18 protein-coding genes are annotated in these 17,151 nt (G+C 61.5%); 11 read left to right on the top strand and 7 right to left on the bottom strand.

Translation table 11 applies throughout. The annotated features are described in order from the left end of the window. Positions 1 to 56 precede the first annotated feature (56 nt). Positions 57 to 824, bottom strand: a complete 768-nt coding sequence (locus AOT96_RS05755; RefSeq protein WP_003940101.1) for a MerR family transcriptional regulator — start codon at positions 822 to 824, stop codon at positions 57 to 59. Positions 825 to 999: 175 nt separating this feature from the next. Here AOT96_RS05755 and AOT96_RS05750 point away from each other — a divergent pair, with 175 nt between their 5' ends. From AOT96_RS05750 to AOT96_RS05735, 4 genes are all read left to right on the top strand, one after another. Then, a complete protein-coding gene (locus AOT96_RS05750) occupies positions 1,000 to 1,950 on the top strand; it encodes a TauD/TfdA dioxygenase family protein (protein ID WP_052416968.1) in 951 nt (316 codons plus the stop codon). Positions 1,951 to 2,092: 142 nt separating this feature from the next. Next, entirely contained in the window at positions 2,093 to 3,223 is a 1,131-nt protein-coding gene (locus tag AOT96_RS05745; RefSeq protein ID WP_050656859.1) for an ABC transporter permease, read from the top strand. After that, complete coding sequence (locus AOT96_RS05740) at positions 3,220 to 3,906, top strand: ABC transporter ATP-binding protein (RefSeq protein WP_003939803.1); 687 nt, start codon at positions 3,220 to 3,222, stop codon at positions 3,904 to 3,906. The genes AOT96_RS05745 and AOT96_RS05740 overlap by 4 nt, the downstream gene beginning before the upstream one ends. Positions 3,907 to 3,933: 27 nt before the next feature. Further along, on the top strand, positions 3,934 to 4,485 hold the full coding sequence (locus AOT96_RS05735) for a TetR/AcrR family transcriptional regulator (RefSeq protein ID WP_054781557.1): 552 nt from the start codon (positions 3,934 to 3,936) through the stop codon (positions 4,483 to 4,485). 9 nt (positions 4,486 to 4,494) lie between these two features. On the opposite strand, the gene AOT96_RS05730 is transcribed toward AOT96_RS05735, so the two are convergent. Then, positions 4,495 to 4,869, bottom strand: coding sequence for a nitroreductase family deazaflavin-dependent oxidoreductase (locus AOT96_RS05730; protein WP_058037648.1), 375 nt, complete (start codon positions 4,867 to 4,869; stop codon positions 4,495 to 4,497). 110 nt (positions 4,870 to 4,979) lie between these two features. Here AOT96_RS05730 and AOT96_RS05725 point away from each other — a divergent pair, with 110 nt between their 5' ends. The 7 genes from AOT96_RS05725 to AOT96_RS35220 all read left to right on the top strand — a co-directional run bounded on the left by AOT96_RS05725 (position 4,980) and on the right by AOT96_RS35220 (position 11,350). Further along, a complete protein-coding gene (locus tag AOT96_RS05725; RefSeq protein ID WP_058037649.1) occupies positions 4,980 to 5,654 on the top strand; it encodes a TetR/AcrR family transcriptional regulator in 675 nt (224 codons plus the stop codon). A 196-nt stretch (positions 5,655 to 5,850) separates the two neighbouring features. Beyond that, a complete protein-coding gene (locus tag AOT96_RS05720) occupies positions 5,851 to 7,323 on the top strand; it encodes an aromatic amino acid ammonia-lyase (RefSeq protein WP_065351427.1) in 1,473 nt (490 codons plus the stop codon). A 99-nt stretch (positions 7,324 to 7,422) separates the two neighbouring features. After that, entirely contained in the window at positions 7,423 to 8,538 is a 1,116-nt protein-coding gene (locus tag AOT96_RS05715; protein ID WP_003940114.1) for an ABC transporter ATP-binding protein, read from the top strand. After that, positions 8,535 to 9,185 (top strand): ABC transporter permease, encoded by a 651-nt coding sequence (locus AOT96_RS05710; RefSeq protein ID WP_003940005.1) that lies wholly within the window; start codon positions 8,535 to 8,537, stop codon positions 9,183 to 9,185. Before AOT96_RS05715 ends, AOT96_RS05710 begins: the two co-directional genes overlap by 4 nt. Then, positions 9,182 to 9,922, top strand: a complete 741-nt coding sequence (locus AOT96_RS05705; protein ID WP_030536962.1) for an ABC transporter permease — start codon at positions 9,182 to 9,184, stop codon at positions 9,920 to 9,922. Before AOT96_RS05710 ends, AOT96_RS05705 begins: the two co-directional genes overlap by 4 nt. 11 nt (positions 9,923 to 9,933) lie before the next feature. After that, positions 9,934 to 10,842: an ABC transporter substrate-binding protein gene (locus AOT96_RS05700; protein ID WP_030536963.1), complete on the top strand. Its 909-nt coding sequence runs from the start codon at positions 9,934 to 9,936 to the stop codon at positions 10,840 to 10,842. A 238-nt stretch (positions 10,843 to 11,080) separates the two neighbouring features. After that, positions 11,081 to 11,350 (top strand): hypothetical protein, encoded by a 270-nt coding sequence (locus AOT96_RS35220; RefSeq protein WP_054826833.1) that lies wholly within the window; start codon positions 11,081 to 11,083, stop codon positions 11,348 to 11,350. A gap of 13 nt (positions 11,351 to 11,363) precedes the next feature. On the opposite strand, the gene AOT96_RS35215 is transcribed toward AOT96_RS35220, so the two are convergent. From AOT96_RS35215 to AOT96_RS05670, 5 genes are all read right to left on the bottom strand, one after another. Further along, positions 11,364 to 11,528: a hypothetical protein gene (locus AOT96_RS35215; protein WP_156778929.1), complete on the bottom strand. Its 165-nt coding sequence runs from the start codon at positions 11,526 to 11,528 to the stop codon at positions 11,364 to 11,366. A gap of 121 nt (positions 11,529 to 11,649) precedes the next feature. Further along, positions 11,650 to 12,618: a formimidoylglutamase gene (gene hutG, locus AOT96_RS05685; protein ID WP_065351425.1), complete on the bottom strand. Its 969-nt coding sequence runs from the start codon at positions 12,616 to 12,618 to the stop codon at positions 11,650 to 11,652. A 23-nt stretch (positions 12,619 to 12,641) separates the two neighbouring features. After that, positions 12,642 to 13,832, bottom strand: coding sequence for an imidazolonepropionase (gene hutI, locus AOT96_RS05680; RefSeq protein ID WP_054187472.1), 1,191 nt, complete (start codon positions 13,830 to 13,832; stop codon positions 12,642 to 12,644). Between the two features lie 37 nt (positions 13,833 to 13,869). Then, the gene (hutU, locus tag AOT96_RS05675; protein WP_065351424.1) at positions 13,870 to 15,543 is read right to left on the bottom strand and encodes a urocanate hydratase; all 1,674 of its coding nucleotides are present in this window, start codon (positions 15,541 to 15,543) and stop codon (positions 13,870 to 13,872) included. 42 nt (positions 15,544 to 15,585) lie between these two features. Beyond that, the gene (locus tag AOT96_RS05670) at positions 15,586 to 17,022 is read right to left on the bottom strand and encodes a purine-cytosine permease family protein (protein WP_003940251.1); all 1,437 of its coding nucleotides are present in this window, start codon (positions 17,020 to 17,022) and stop codon (positions 15,586 to 15,588) included. Between the last annotated feature and the right edge of the window lie 129 nt (positions 17,023 to 17,151).

Raw genomic sequence — 17,151 nt, 5'->3', positions numbered from 1 at the left:
CATTTTCGGGCAGTGTTGGTCACCCCACTTCGAATGTGGGGGTTGATCAGGGTTTTTCAGAGGCGGGATTGACGGGCGGCGAACTCCGCGGCCACAGCCTTCGCGAATCTTTCCTGGGTGACGGTTCGTCGATCCGCTTGGTGTTCGCGCAGTACCGCTACCAGCCGGGTGGGGGAAGCGTCCTCCGGTGCAGCCTGTTCGGGTAGCACGCTCTCGGTGAAGTCGCAGAACTGAATGGCAAGGGCCGCAATCGTGTCCGCGTCAGCCGGTGCGTCGGCGAGGGCATACATGCGAGTTATCAATTCGATGGCCTGCTCGCGGTTCGGCTCGGCCAATACCCGGCGATGGGCGGACAGGAGTGAATCGCAGACCTCGGGATCGCCCCCGGAGACCGTGAGTGCGAGGATCAGAAGTTCACGCTCGTTGTCGATCCATGCTGTCGGCGCACCGGCAACGACGTACTGTGCGAGCACTTCCGAAAACGCGTCGGGTAGTTCAGGATCGGCATTGCGGCGTAGCGACTCGATGTGCGCACGCTGAACAGCGATCTGTTCGGCCTTCGTCGCCAATTCCTTGTCGAGGGCATCGAGTGCGGACCGAGTGTCGTGAGCGTCGCCGTCGAGTAGTTCGGCGATCTTGGCAACAGGAATCCCCAGATCGCGCAGGCGGCGGATGCGACTCAGTCGTGCCAGGTCCACCGCCCGGTACATGCGGTAGCCGTTGGGTTGGCGTTGTGGTTCTTCGAGAAGGCCGTTCGAGTGGTAGTAGCGCACGGATCTGACGGTGGTGCCGGCCAATTTGGCCAGCTCGCCGATGGTCATCATCGCCCTGCCCTCCCGTGATCGAATCGGATTCCGTCTGTGAAAACCATTCTCCAACCTTGACGCGGCGTCAGGGTCAAGATTCGCGCCGGAGAACGTGACCGTTGACACTTTAAGGAGGCGGACTTAATCTGACTTTTGTCCTTTACGACATCGTCGATTTCGAGGAAGTGCCCTGATGGCTACCCTTTTTCCTGCGGCAACAATCTTTCCGATCCCCACCGACCCGCTTGCTGCGTACGGTCCACTCGTTGCTCGCCGGAATCCCGAGTCGGTAGTTCCGGCACCGTACGAACACCTTGCGGTCAAGGCGGTCGCGCCGACGATCGGAGCGGAAATCTCCGGTATTCGACTCGGCGGGGGTCTGTCTGATGCCGTGATTGCGGAACTCCGCCGAGCTCTCCTCGAATGGAAAGTCCTCTTCTTCCGCGATCAGGACCTCGACCGAGCGGAACATCGAGCTTTTGCCGAGCGTTGGGGCGATCTCGAACAGCATCCGTTCTTCAAGTACACGCAGCCCGGGCAGACGGACGTCGATGTCACGACACTGGCGAAGGATGCGATGGTCGGCGGAGTCGAGAACAACTGGCACAACGACGTTACGTGGCACGAGTTTCCTTCGTTCGCAGCAGTTCTTCGTGCGGTGGAGGTGCCGGAGGTGGGTGGTGACACTTTGTGGGCCGATACTGCAGCTGCCTACGATCTGCTTCCTGAAGACATCAAGAAGCGTATCGACCCGCTTGTTGCAGAACATGATTGGATCAACTCGTTCGGCAGGTCGATGCCGGTGGATGCGGTCGAGATGTTGCGTCCGAAGTTCCCCGCTGTGCAGCATCCGGTGGTTCGGATCATTCCGGAAAGTGGCAGGCGGGTGTTGTTCGTCAACATGACCTTCACGCAACGGATCTTGGGTGTGTCAGAAGAAGAATCGAACGAACTTCTCACGATGCTGTATCGCCACGTCAATCGTCCGGAATTTCAGGTCCGTTTGAAGTGGGAGCCGAATACTGTTGCCTTCTGGGACAATCGGACCTGCCAGCACTACGCGGCCAGTGACTACTTCCCGGCTCGTCGTGTGATGGATCGAATCTCGATTGTCGGGGATCGACCGGTGGGCGTCGGGGGCTGATACGACGCTCAGTGCCTCGAGTGTCTACTACGGGAAGTAGTAACGCACCTCACATAGCTTTTCGACGCCTTGTCGATATGATTTCGACAAGGCGTCGATAAAAGTCGGCGTGACTCGTATCGACGACTTTGGAGCTTCCCGAATGTTCCTCGCCCTGCGTGAACTGTGGTTTGCGCGAAATCGATTCCTCTTGATGGGTGCCGTGGTTGCCCTCATCTCGATCCTGATGGTGATTCTGTCCGGCCTCTCGTCCGGACTGGTAAATGACGGTGTCTCCGCTTTGCAGCGGACGCCGATTCAGGCGTTTGCCTTCGCACCGGACACCAAAGCCGACTCAGCGTTTTCGCGCTCGGTCGTCACCGAGGAGCAGGCGCAGGCATGGCGTATGCAACCCGATGTCCAAGACGCCGAGCTCTTCGGCAACATGATCGTCAATGCAAAAACTCGCAGTGGCACGCCTGTCGATCTCACGCTCTTCGGCATCGAACCTGGCTCCTTCCTCGAGCCCGTCTCCGCCGACGGGAGGGGGCTGCATGCCGACACGGACATCATCGTCAGCTCTACCTTCCGTGACGACGGTGTTGCGATCGGTGACACCGTGATACTCGATCGACTCGGTACGGAGCTGACAGTTGTCGGATTCACCGAAGACAAGCGCACTTTCGGTCACGTCGACGTCGCCTACCTGCCCCTGCGTACTTGGCAGGAGGTTCACGCCGGTGCCAAGATCGGCGAAACCGCCAATGCCAGTGCCTATTCCGAAGCAAGTGTTGTTGCGATTCGGGGCATTGGTGGCGCGTTACCGGATCTCGTGTCGGGCGATGCGGCGGCGGGAACGTCCGCAAAGACGCTCGAGGAATCTTTCGACTCCTCACCAGGGTTCTCCGCGGAAATGATGACAATGTCGATGATCAAGGCGTTTCTGTACGCGATTTCGGCCCTGGTGGTCGGTGCATTCTTCAGTATCTGGACGGTTCAGCGCGGTCGTGAACTCGCAGTGTTGCGCGCGATGGGAGCCTCTACCGGCTTCCTGCTTCGTGACGGCATGGCGCAGGCACTGGTAGTGCTGCTTGGTTCCATCGGCCTCGGTGTGTTGCTGGGCTTGGGGCTCGGTTCGGGGCTCGAAGGCGGGGGGATGCCGTTCGCCCTCGAGTCCGGCCCAGTCGTCAACGGCGCAGTGCTCTTGGCGGTACTCGGGCTGGTCGGCGCAGCCGTTGCCATCGTCCGTGTTACCCGTGTCAACCCGCTCACCGCATTGGGAGAAAACCGATGACCACAGTCGAAAAGACCACAACCGGATTGGTATTGACCGCTGTCAGTCTTCGATTCGGTGACGGTGACTCCACCGTGCTCGCCCTCGACAACGTGAACCTGGAGGTCTCGTGCGGCGAACTTGTCGCGATCGTCGGACCGTCAGGCGCTGGAAAGTCGAGCTTGCTCGCTGTGGCAGGCGGACTCGGTCGGCCGTCGAGTGGAACGATTGTCATCGACGGCGTGGACGTGTCGGCGATGCCGGCCCGTGCTCTCGCCAAACTTCGACGAGACAAGGTCGGCTTCGTCTTTCAGTCCGGCAACCTGATTCCAGCGCTGACGGCGCGCGATCAGCTTCGGCTGATTCCCAAGCTCACGGGGCGGCCGGGTCGCGATCCCGAGGAGTTGCTCGACTCGGTCGGTATGAGTCACCGTGCAGATCGTCGACCCGGTCAACTCTCCGGCGGTGAACGCCAGCGCGTCGGTATCGCTCGGGCATTGATGAGCAATCCCTCGCTACTGCTCGTCGACGAGCCGACGGCTGCTCTCGACCGCAAACGCAGCCATGAGGTGGTCGAACTGCTCTCGCGCGAAACTCACGAGGCAGGCGTCGCTACGATCATGGTGACCCACGATCACGACGTGCTCGGGCACTGCGACCGCATCCTCGAAATGGTTGACGGTCGGTTGCGTCAGAGCGAGTAAGCCCGCGAGGGGACTGGAGGAGATTCGGTGCCGAGGATCGATGCGCCCACTGTGGTCGAGCATCGTGCTGCTCAGCGCCGTGCCCTCCTCGACGCTGCACACGCTCTTCTGTCCGAGGCCCCGGACCGGCCCCCGGGGCTCGGTGAGGTGGCAGCGAAGGCCGGGCTCGCCAGGTCGAGTGCCTACCACTACTTCCGGTCCCGGGAAGATCTCCTCAGTGCCGTCGTCGAAGACATGTTCCCGCGCTGGAACGACAAGATCGTCGAGGCGATGGCAGGCGCAGACGATCCGGTATGGGCGTACGTCGAGGCAAACCTCCAACTGGTTGCCGACGGGGAGCATGCGATAGTCGGAGCGCTGGCGACGCTGACCCCACAAACGTTTCGAGATTCGCGGATCATGGAAATGCACGACAGTCTTGTGCTTCCGCTGGTCGAGGCCCTCCGCCTCCGTGGCGTGTCGGACCCGAAGCTCACCGCCAAGTTGATCAACTCGCTGGTGCATACGGGTACCGAACTGATCGAATCCGGTTGCAGCATGGAGGAAGTCAGGTCCGCCGTGCGTGAGGTCCTCGCGTGACGGGCACCCTCAGGCCGTAATCAGATCCATCCGAAGGTACTCGGTGATGCGGAGCAGCCTCGGGGGTTGGGACACGTCTGAGGAAAGTGCTTGAAATGCTTCGTCTTTCGCGACGAGGCGTGGGGTGCCGAGGCTCACCTCCGTCTCGTCGACCGACAGTCGAGCGCTTCCCGCTCTCAAGACGTTCTGCACCCAGTCCGAGCCTGATCCGTACACCAGAATGAAGACGTAGCCACCCTCGACCGGATAGGCGTCGAGGGGCGTCCGGTAGGTCGTGCCGGATGTGCGTCCGACGTGAGTCAGTACCGGCCATTTACCGCTCGAAATTGCACGCGGGTTGAACACTCGTTTGTTGACATGTCCCCACCATCTAGGCATCGGCATTGTGATTTCCTCTCTCGATCGCCTTACGAGCGTAAGGCGGGCTTACACCTGTAAGGGTGACTTACGTATGTAAGGTTGTCAACGTATTCGTTCCGCCGAGGGGAGTCTGTGTGTCACGGCAACCGCGACAGTCGCTGAACAGGACTCGCGTAATCGAGGGTGCGATCCGCGTTGCCGACGCGGGTGGTGTCGAAGCCGTCACGATGCGACGGGTGGCCCAGGAGCTGGGCATCGAGGCGATGTCGCTCTACCACCACGTGCCCAACAAAGATGCGATTCTCGACGGCCTCGTCGATGCGGTCTTCGAGGCGATCGACCTGCCCGACAGTGAGTGTGCGGATTGGCGAGATGCAATCCGTGGACGCGCCTTTTCTGCTCGCACAGTCCTGTCGCAGCACCGTTGGGCTCTCGGTCTGCTGGATTCGCGACGCAGCCCTGGCTCGGCGACCCTGCGTCATCTCGACGCTGTGCTCGGAGTGCTCCGGAAGGCCGGGTTCACACTCCCGATGGCCGCCCACGGAGCCTCGCTGATCGACAGCTACATCGGCGGATATGTTCTCCAGGAGGCGAATCTGCCGATCAGCGGGCCCGTCGACGTCGAAGAAGTTGCGAGTGACATCCTCGAGCGCCTTCCGGCTGAAGAGTTGCCCTTCCTTCACGAGATGATCGTCGATCACGGTCTGAGTCCGGCTTACGACCACACGAGTGAGTTCGCCTACGGTCTCGATCTCATCCTCGATGCGCTCGAGGCGCGTCGCGCATCGGCGGCACCGGTCCTCGAATAGCGACGATTCGTGTCCAGTTGCTCACCCTTACTGAGGTGACGCAAGGTTGTGTGCACGCGGGTGAGCTGCAGTGTCCCTATTGACAGGTGGCTGTATATACAGGACTATACATTCATCAAAAGTGACACAAGGCACATTGCGTAGATGATGTGATGCACGCCCGCGGTGGCCGAGTCCTTCGATCGATGGAGTTCTGATGACTGAACGTCTTCCTGGAGAAGACCGGACGGAAGACGACAATGTCCTGCTCGACGGGAAAGGGTTGTCGGTTCACCGGGTGAACGAAATCGCGCGAGAGCCGGCCGTGATTCGACCTGCCGACGCGGCTCTCGAGCTCACACGGCGGTCATGGGAGACCGCGGTTCGGGTTTCCTCCCGTCAAGCGGTGTACGGGCGCACTACCGGGGTAGGCGGGAATCGCGAAACATCCGTCTCCGACGGTGTGCAGCAGGATCTGAGGCTTCTGAGAAGTCACGCAACGGGATCGGGCCCCAGGCTCCCTGACCGGTTGGTGCGCGCCGCGATCGTCATCCGCACCAACCAGATCCTCAACGGCGGCTCAGGTATGCATCCCGACATCATCGACGGTCTGGTTGCTGCTGTTGCTTCACAGAACCTGCCGACAGTGCACGCACGCGGTGCGATCGGAACGGGTGACCTGAGTGCGTTCTCCGAAATCGCCATGGGGCTGATCGGCGAGAGCCCGCTTCGCGACGGACGCACCGGAATCGGTTGGACTCCGCACCACGGTGATGCACTTCCGTTCATTTCCACCAATGCGATGACGGTGGCGATCGCCGGCGACACCAGTATCGAAGTCGCGGGGTGGCTTCAGCACTGCTTGGTTGTCAGTGTTCTTTCCGTGCTTGCGTCGCGTAGTTCTGTCGAACCGTTTGCTGCACAAGTACAGTCGGCAAGAATGCACTTCGGTCAAGCGGAAGTCGCAGAGCGGGTTCGCGATCTGCTGGCACCACACGACATCACACCCGTGAGAGTTCAGGACTCGTTCGGGTTTCGCGCCCTACCGCCAATCTTGGGTGCCACCTGGCAAGCGGTGCATCGACTGCAGAACACGCTGAGTATCGAGATGAATTCGTCTTCGGAGAATCCGCTGGTGTCGGTCGAAGACGACATGGTGTTCCACAACGGAAATTTCCACGCAATGCCAATAGCCCTTGCAGTCGACGAGGCGAAGTTGGCGGTCGCCAGTGCTGCCCTGCTCTCGCAATGTCGGCTCGCCAACCTCTCCGACCCCGCAGTCACCGGCCTTCGTGCGTTCCTTGCAGACGGTCCCGACGGCAGCAGCGGAACCATGCTTCTCGAATACACGACTTCTGCTGCCATTGCCGAGATCCGCTCGTCGGCGGCACCGGGGTCGTTGGGCCACACGGTAATTTCGCGCGGCACCGAGGATCACGCAAGTTTCGCATCCCAAGCTGCAACTCAATTGGCGGACATTCTTGCCCAATCTCGATTGGTGCTGGCGTGTGAACTGATCTCGGCAGTTCGCGCACTCTCGCAACAACAGCGTGAGCTGGATCCGGCGACCGAGCTCGGCGCGTACCTCGCGCGTGCGCGTTTGGTGCTGGACACGAGGACCGAAGACCGGCCACTCAGTGCAGATCTGAGTGCCGCCGTGAACTTTCTTTCTCAACCGCTCGACCAGTAAGCAGGTGGACCGAATCACAAGTAGGTGTGTGCTCGAACGGAACTCGACCATTTCTCCTGGGTGCGTCCGGACTCAGGTCGACACGAAAGTAGTTCGTAGATGATCAAATTCGACAAGGTCACCAAGGCGTATCCAGACGGAACCATTGCCGTCGATGCTCTCGATCTGGAGTGCCCGACGGGAAAGATCACCGCGTTGGTGGGTCCTTCCGGCTGCGGCAAGACGACCTCACTCCGCATGATCAACAGGCTGATCGAACCGACGTCAGGCACGATTTCGCTCGACGGCGAGTCCACGGCGGGAATGGATCCGGCCCTTCTGCGTCGACGCATCGGGTACGTGATCCAGCACGCGGGTCTCTTTCCCCATCGCACCATCGTCGACAACATAGCGACCATGCCTCGATTGCTCGGTGCGAGTAAAAAGGAATCTCGCACTCGCGCTATGGAATTGCTCGAAACGGTTGGTCTGACGACCAACTTCGCCGACCGCTATCCGTGGCAGCTCTCCGGAGGGCAGCAGCAACGAGTCGGTGTTGCGCGAGCATTGGCTGCGGATCCGTCATTCATGCTGATGGACGAACCGTTCAGCGCCGTTGATCCGGTTGTTCGCGGCCAGCTGCAAGACGAGTTTCTCCGTCTGCAGAAGGAAATCGGAAAAACGATCATCATCGTCACCCACGACATCGACGAAGCGCTGAAACTCGGGGATCAAGTGGTGGTTCTGCGTACCGGCGGCATCCTTGCGCAGGCGGCGACGCCCCTCGAATTGCTGACTCAACCTGCCGACGAATTTGTTGCCGACTTCGTCGGACGTGACCGTGGGTACCGATCGTTGGGGTTCACGACATTGGACGGCGACCTACCGACGGTGTCAGAACCCGTTGCGCATCTGGGCGATTCCGCTGCGGCGGCCCGCGCACTCACCGGCGATACGTGGCTGTTGGTAGTGGATCCCGCGAACAAGCCGCTCGGATGGGTGAGGCCGGACGCGCTCACGGATTGTATCCGCCCGGATGACTTGAATCTCAGTGGAACACTTGCTGATTCCACCGGGACGATGCGCGCTCTGCTGGATGCGGCGCTGTCAGCGCCGAGCAAGCGGGGCGTTGTCGTGGACGACGCCGGACGCCTGGTGGGAACCGTCACTGCGCATGCTGCAGTGGAAGCCATCGAGGCTGCCGATCTGGCTGACGCGGGGAGGGCGCTTCGATGAACTTCGAATGGCTCGGACGTCAGTCCGACCGGATCATGGACTTGGTGGGATGGCATGTTCTGCTGTCGTTGATTCCCTTGGTGATCGGCTTGGTGGTCGCGTTGCCGATCGGCTGGGTCGCCTATCGCAGTCGTCGGTTGCATCCCTACGTGGTGGGGACGGCCGGATTGCTCTACACGATCCCTTCGCTCGCGCTCTTCGTGCTCCTGCCTCCAATTCTGGGTACCAAGATTCTGGATCCGATGAACATCATCGTGGCGCTCACCGTGTACACCGTTGCTCTGCTCGTGCGGGTAGTGGCCGACGCGCTCGATTCGGTTCCGCCGGAGACGGTTCTGGCAGCGACGGCGATGGGTTACCGGCCGTATCAGACGCTGTTGAAAGTACAGTTGCCAGTAGGAGTTCCGGTGATCTGTGCAGGTTTGCGCGTCGCAGTCGTCTCGAACGTCAGTCTTGTCTCACTCGGCGCACTCCTGGGTATTCCGCAGATAGGTTCCTTGTTCACCCAGGGATTTCAGTTGCGTTTCTACACGCCCATCATCGCGGGTATCGCTCTGTGTCTGGTGCTGGCGTTGATCCTTGATCTCCTCATCATGTTGGCGAATCGGCTGTTGACGCCGTGGACCCCGAAAGTGACTACATCATGATCAGCTTCCTTCTCGACGGATCCCACTGGACCGGGCCGGACGGCATCCCCACCCTTCTCGTTCAGCATTTGATGTACACATTCGCCGCGCTGGCGGTGGCTGCGGTTATCGCGATCCCGCTCGGTCTCTACATCGGACATACGGGCCGTGGCTCCGTTGTTGTTGCTGGACTGGCCAACTCGCTACGAGCGCTGCCGACCATCGGTCTGCTGATCCTACTGGTTCTCATCATCGCGCCGTCATTCCCGAACAAACTCGCGTATCTGATCCCCAGCCTCATCGTCCTGGTGCTTCTCGCGATCCCTCCCATTCTCACCAACACGTACGCCGGAGTTCGAGCGGTCGATCAGGCTGCAGTCGACGCCGCGCGGGGGATGGGATTTCGGTCGATGCGGATCTTGACCGAGGTCGAGATTCCATGTGCCCTACCACTCATGTTGTCCGGCATCAGAAGTGCCGTGCTTCAGATCGTCTCCACTGCGACTGTCGCCGCTTACATTTCTTTGGGCGGACTCGGCCGGTTGTTGATCGACGGAAAAGCTCAGAGCGATTACGGCCAGATGGCGGCCGGAGCCGTACTGGTATCGCTGATTGCCCTGGTTTTCGATCTCGGAATCGGAGCACTGACTGCGCGGGTCGTTTCGCCTGGCCTGACCAGGCGCGATCGGAAGAAGAAGACCGAGAAGACCGCTGCCCCCTCACAGCGCACCGCTGTGCCTGAGCCCGCACCGATCTGAGGACGTTCGACATGAAGAAGGTATTGATCGCCGCGTTGGTCGGCGTGACAGCGGTTGCGTTGTCCAGCTGCGGAATCGGCAAGGACCCCTTGGCTACGGACGGCGGCGGTAGTGCTGAGGGCGCCATCGTGATCGGTTCCGCCGATTTTCCCGAGAGCCAACTGATTGCGACCATTTACGCCGAAGCGCTTCGTGCCAACGGTATCGACGTTACCGAGAAGTTGAACATCGGTAGCCGAGAACTCTATGTACCGGCACTGCGCGACGGTTCCATCGATCTGATCCCCGAGTATTCCGGCGCCTTGTTGCAATATCTGGACAGCAAGACAACGGCGACGGCTTCAGATGAAGTATCCGCTGAAATCGATGCGAAATTGCCCAAGGGTCTGGTGGCTCTCGAGCCCTCGCCCGCAGAGGACAAGGATGTACTTGCCGTCAAACAGGAGACGGCGGAAAAGTATTCGCTGGAGACCGTCGAGGATCTGGTGCAGCATGCCGACGAGTTGACTCTCGGCGGACCGCCGGAATGGAAGACGCGCGAAAACGGCGTCGCCGGCTTGAAGACCAAATACGGCCTGACATTCCGGGAGTTCCTGGCACTCGATGCAGGTGGACCCCTCACGCTCAATGCGCTTCTGAGCGGGCAGATACAGGTTGCCGATGTCTTCAGTACCGATCCTGCGATGCGCTCGGAGAACTTGGTTGCACTCGAGGATACGAAGCACCTCTTCCTCGCGGAGAACATCACGCCGATCATCAACGAGTTGAAGGCTCGCGATGACGTCCGATCCGTGCTCGCGGGGGTTTCGGCGGCGCTGACCACCGAAGATCTCATCGAGATGAACCAGCGCGTTGCCGATCTCGACGACATGAGTGACATCGCTCAGGACTGGTTGCAGGAGAACTCCCTGGTGCCATGATCGAAGGCCGGGGTGGCGTCCTTGTCGTCGGTCGAACAGACGATATCGATACGACCCCGCTCGGGGTAACGTCGCGAAGTCAGGCATGCCTCGACCTCGCGGCGAGCCGTTCCGACCAAGGATGCCGACATGCCGAGAAGCCGACCGCGCACACCCATTGGACGAGTTCGGAACGGCGCAGCCACTACAACCACGGTTGTAGTGGCCGGCGTGTGTCTGGCATCAGGCTGGAACGCCCATGCAGTTTCCGAGTTGCGCTGTAGTTCCGTTCACGACGCCTGGTGGCACCGGACGGGCAATTCTCACCAGCGAGGGCGTCACCGTCATCGAATCACCGCCGGGAACGCTGACCGACCGCGGCGTCGGTGACGGCTCACCGTGGCTCAAATCGAATCGGCCTACGGCAACGATCATTCGACACGGACGATTCAGACTGAGTCAGGCCAATCGATCTTCGTCACCACCGGTGATCCGGGGCAAATCGGCAATGGCGACCCCGGAGGGTTGATCGGCTTTTCGATTCACGACGGTACGGTCGGGCCTCCTGTGATCGGTGGTGTCCCCGGCTTCGAGTACTGCTCGGGCAATTCGTCGACTTCGACTTCGACTTCACGACTGCCGACGGCATCCACATCCGAGGGGTGCGGAACGATCACGTACCCCGAGACAGGCGTTGTCGCCGCCATCGGCAATCTGCAAGGCGGCATCACTTGTGAGGTGGCAAAGGACATAGTTTAAAGTGCTCGAACAGAACTCGTGGAATCAGTTTTCAGGCAGTCCCGTAGATCTGCTGGAGGCGCGCCGAGGCTAGCGCTGAACCGGCACGTGCTTCGTGACTATCCGGTGGAGCAGACGAGCAGCCGTTCGGGCAGTGCGATTGTCGACGTCGAGGCTCGGGTTCAGTTCGGCGACATCGAGAACCGCGAGCTTTCCGCTGGACGTGACTCGATCACATACGTATTGGATGGTTTCCAGGCTGACACCGTAGGCCGCAGGTGCGCTGACGCCCGGCGCCACAGCTGCAGGCAGGACATCGAGGTCGATGGTCAGGTAGACCAGATCGACGTCGTCGAGGAAGTCTGCGAGGAACTGATCCACGACGCCTCGGCCGATCGCTCCGCATTCTTCGTCGAGCAGATAGCGAACACCGAGGCGGTGAGCCGTGTCGAACAGTGCCGTGGTGTTGCTCGGTTGGCTGATTCCGATCACGCTGTACTGATGCGAGGTGCCTGCCGCGGCTTCGTCCTCGGCGATCTGACGAAAGGGTGTGCCGGAGCTGGGTATCGGATCGCCCCGCAGGTCGAAGTGCGCATCCAAGTTGAGGATTCCGAGTTTGGCTCCAGCGGTTCGCAACTCGGAGCCCGCGACGCCGAGATACGTGCCGTAGGCGATTTCGTGTCCTCCCCCGAGAACCACGGGGAAGTGTCCCGAATCAAGCGCAGCGCTGACGGCGTTCCCGAGTGCGGCTTGACCGGCCTCGAGTTCTTCACCCGACACGGCAACGGTTCCGGCGTCCTGAATCTGCAGTGGTTCGGCCAGCGCCATGGAAGCCAACCCGGCTCGCAACGCGTCCGGGCCATCCGCGGCGCCGCGGCGGCCCTTGTTGCGGCGGACTCCTTCGTCGCTGGAGAATCCGATCAGAACACAGTCGCCGGGAGCTGTTTCGGCTGAATACGGTTGCACGGCATGATGCCACCGCAGATGCTCGGCAGTGGTGCCGTCGGAGCGCCCGGTCCACGGCTTGGGTTCGATGTCGACTGCGATCTGATGAGCCACGACGGCCTCCCGGTGAGTGTATTTCAGTAGCTTGTGGCGAGTGCGCCGTTTTTCCAGACCTCGCGCACCAGAGGGACGCCCGGGCGGTAGGCGAGGTGGAGGTACGACGGTGCATCGAGCGCGATGGCGTCGGCACGTGTTCCGAGAGAAAGGGTTCCGACGTCGGTGCGCTGCAGCGCCCGGGCGCCTCCTGCAGTGGCTGCCCAGACTGCCTCGGCGGGTGTCATGTGCATGTCTCGCACCGCAATTGCTATGCAGAACGGGAGGCTGGTGGTGTAGCAGGTGCCGGGATTGCAGTCGGCGCCGAGAGCTACGGTGACGCCGGCGTCCAGCAGTGCGCGGGCGTCGGGGTACTTGTTGCGGGTGGAGAAGTCGGCACCCGGCAACAGTGTTGCGACGGTGGAACTCTGAGCCAGGGCGTCGATGTCCTCGGCGGTGACGTAGGTGACGTGATCGACGGATGCGGCTCCCATCTCGACGGCGAGTTGAACTCCTGGCCCTTCGCCGAGTTGATTGCCGTGGACGCGGGGGATCAGTCCAGCGGCGACGCCTGCGCTCAGGACTGCATGTGCCTGTTCGCGGTTGAACGCGCCTCGCTCGCAGAAGACATCGATCCACTTCGCGTGTGGCGCACAGGCAGGGATCATCTCGTCGCACGCCATGGCGACGTAGTCATCGACGCGACCGGCATATTCGGGTGGTGGAACGTGGGCGGCCAGCAGTGTGACCTCGTCGGTGAACTGTCCGGCGATCAGTGCGCTGCGTAGTTCGCTCTCGGTGTTCTGCCCGTATCCGGTCTTGCATTCGACGGTTGTGCTGCCCGAGCGCAGGGATTCGTCGAGTAGGCGTCGAACATTGGCCTGCAATTGTTCGTCGGTGGCCGAGCGCGTCGCTTCGATGGTGTTGCGAATGCCGCCGGCGGCGTACTTCTCGCCCGCCATGCGAGCTGCGAATTCCTCGGCCCGCTCGCCACCGAACACCAGGTGCGAGTGACTCTCCACGAAACCGGGGAGCAGGGCCCGACCGCCGATATCCTGACCGATATCGGCAGCCGGGGCGTCGGCGGAATCACCGACCCAAGCAACAACGCCGTCGTCGAAAACGATTGCCGCGTCGTGTCGTACGCCGAGCTTGCCCTCACCCAGAGTCGGGTCATTGGTGACGAGGGTTCCGATGTTGGTCAGAACGGTGGTTCGAGAACCATTCGTGGTCAATGTAATTCCTAACTCAGGGTGAGGTGGTGGAGCTGTTTCAGTTCTCGGTCATCGGGATGCGGACGCCGCGGGTGACTGCCGTGTCGATGGCGTGGTCGTATCCTGCATCCGCATGCCGGATGACGCCCATCCCGGGATCGTTGGTGAGAACTGCTTCGAGCTTCTTGGCTGCGAGTTCGGTGCCGTCGGCGATGCACACCTGTCCCGCGTGGATGGAGCGCCCCATCCCGACGCCGCCGCCTTGGTGGAGTGAAACCCACGAAGCGCCGGACGCGGTGTTGACCAGGGCGTTGAGCAGCGGCCAGTCGGCGATCGCGTCGGACCCGTCGATCATCGATTCGGTTTCGCGGTACGGCGAGGCGACCGATCCGGAGTCGAGGTGATCGCGGCCGATGGCGATCGGTGCGGAGAGCTCGCCCGAGGCCACCATCTCGTTGAACTTGAGGCCGGCGAGGTGGCGCTCACCGTATCCGAGCCAGCAGATGCGAGCCGGAAGGCCTTCGAAGGCAACCTTTTCGCCGGCCATGGTGATCCAGCGGCGCAGGTGCTCGTTCTCGGGGAAGAGTTCGAGGATGGCCTTGTCGGTGGCCTCGATGTCCTTGGGATCACCCGAGAGCGCCGCCCAGCGGAAGGGGCCGAGGCCTTCTTCGAAGAGCGGACGGATGTAGGCGGGAACGAATCCGGGGAAGTCGAATGCACGGTCGTAGCCGGCCTTGCGGGCCTCGTCGCGGATGGAGTTGCCGTAGTCGAATACCTCGGCGCCGGCGTCCATGAATCCGACCATGGCCTTGACGTGTGCGGCCATCGCGTTGCGGGAATCTTCGGTGAACTTCTGCGGATCCTTCTCCGACATGGTCTTCATGTCGCCGAAGTCAATGCCGATCGGCAGGTAGGCGAGGGGATCGTGCGCCGAGGTCTGGTCGGTCACGATGTCGATGGGGGCCTTCATCTCCAGCAGCGCCGGGAAGATCTCTGCCGCATTGCCTTCGAGGCCGATGGAGAGCGGCTTCTTGGCATCGCGTGCCGCGGTCGCCAGTTCGAGCGCGTGCTCGATGCTGTCTGCCTTGGTGTCGAGGTACTTGTGGGCGATACGACGGTCGATGCGGGTGATGTCGCAGTCGACGCAGATCGCGACGCCGTCGTTCATAGTGACGGCGAGAGGCTGAGCGCCGCCCATGCCGCCGAGACCCGCAGTGAGGGTGATCGTTCCGGCGAGTGAGCCGTTGTAGCGCTTCTTCGCGATGGCGCCGAAGGTCTCGTACGTACCCTGCAGGATTCCCTGGGTGCCGATGTAAATCCAGGAGCCTGCGGTCATCTGGCCGTACATGGTCAGGCCGAGGTCTTCGAGACGGCGGAACTCTTCCCAGTTCGCCCAGTCACCGACCAGGTTGGAGTTGGCGATCAGCACTCGCGGTGCCCACTCGTTGGTGCGGAAGACACCGACCGGCTTGCCGGACTGCACCAGCATGGTCTCGTCGTTCTTCAGCGTCTTCAGCGTGGCGACCATGGCGTCGAAGGCAGCCCAACTACGCGCTGCGCGACCGGTTCCGCCGTAGACGACGAGGCTGTCCGGGTGCTCGGCAACATCGGGGTCGAGGTTGTTCATGAGCATGCGCAGGGCACCCTCCTGCTGCCAACCGAGCGTCGTGAGCTCGGGGCCGCGGGGAGCACGGACGGGGCGCGGCTCGTGGCCGGGGGTGCTGATTTCCATTGTGTTCTCCTAGCTTGCTGAAGTTCGAAAGACGTTGGGGGATCAGACGCGAGAGTCGGTCATCGCGGTGTGATCGGGGTAGATCATCGACGAAGGGGGATTGCTCGTGCGCTTGGCGAGTGGGTAATAGATCAGCCCGGTGAACACGATGCCGACCAGCCACGAGATGTCGGCGCCGCCGAGCATGTCCGTGACGGGGCCGGTGTACATCTTCTGGGCGAGGAACGGGATCTGGGCGAGAACGCCGGCGGCGTAGCAAGCCAATGCGGTGAAGTTCCATGCTCCGTATCGACCGTTGACGTCGTACAGCGCCGGAATGTCGATGCGTTCCTTGGAGATCAGGTAGTAGTCGATCAGATTGATCGCACTCCACGGCGTGAACACCATCAGCAACACCAGGACGAAGTTCTTGAAGTTGTCCAGGAAGTCGGCGCTGGCGGCGATGGCGATCAAGACCGAGACCGCAGTGAAACCGAGGATGTAGAGGGTGCGCGCGGTGCTCGAGATTCGCGACTGTCCGTTGAAGGCGGTGACGGTGGTCAGGATCGACATGAATCCGCCGTAGGCGTTGAGCACGTTCACCGTCAGCTTGCCGACCAGGATGACGAAGTAGATCAGGAAGGCGATGGCAGCGGGTCCGGCCAGATCTCCCATGAAGCCGACCTGGTTACCCAGGAACGCGTCGCCGGCGCAGGCCGCGACGAGAGCGCCGAAGGTCATGGACCACTGCGATCCGATGACACTACCGAGGAACGTCGACCAGAACGTGGTGCTCTCGGAAGTGCTGCGCGGCAGGTAACGCGAGTAGTCGGCGACGTACGGGCCGAAGGTGAGCTGCCAACCGGCACCCAGCGAGATCGCGAGCAGGAAGGTGACTATGTCGAAGCCCTTGATGCCGACGTACGAGGCGACGTCGTACTCGAGGAACAGTCGAACGGCCAGGTAGGAGAATCCGACGATGCCCACGACGGTGGCGATCCTGCCGACGATGTGGATCAGCTTGTAGCCGGTGACCGCGACGAATGCGGTGAGGAGACCGAAGACGACGATGCCGACGGTGGGGCTGTCGATGTGCAGGATCTTGTTGACGGCCTGTCCGGCCAACACGGTGCCGGTGGCAGCGAAGCCGAGGTACATCAGGATGACGAGAACAAGCGGTACGACTGCTCCCTTGACGCCGAACTGGGCGCGACTCGAGATCATCTGGGGGAGACCCATACGCGGGCCCTGTGCGGAGTGAAGCGCCATGACAGCGCCACCGAAGATGTTGCCGATCAGAAGTCCGACGATCGCCCAGATGGCGTCCGCGCCGAATACGACGGCGAGAGCGCCGTCGACGATTGCAGTGATCTGCATGTTGGCGCCGAACCAGAGAGTGAACTGGCTGCGCGGGGTGCCGTGTCGTTCTGCATCCGGGACGACGTCGATAGTGCGTCGTTCCGGAGTGAGGATGACCTCGGCCGGTCCATCGTGAGTCATAGGCCTGTCTTTCTGCTGCGAGCCCGTCGAGCGACGGAATCGACGTCGGGGTATTGCCCACCTTCTTCGTGCTTGGTGCTTTGCGCCTTGTGCTTTGTGCGCTGGGTCACTGTCACTGCGGATAAATGT

This window comes from Rhodococcus sp. 008, assembly GCF_001682295.1.
Classification (GTDB): Bacteria; Actinomycetota; Actinomycetes; order Mycobacteriales; family Mycobacteriaceae; genus Rhodococcus_F; species Rhodococcus_F qingshengii.
Note: the sequence above shows the minus strand (reverse complement) of the source record. Positions and strands in the feature narration are given on the sequence as shown.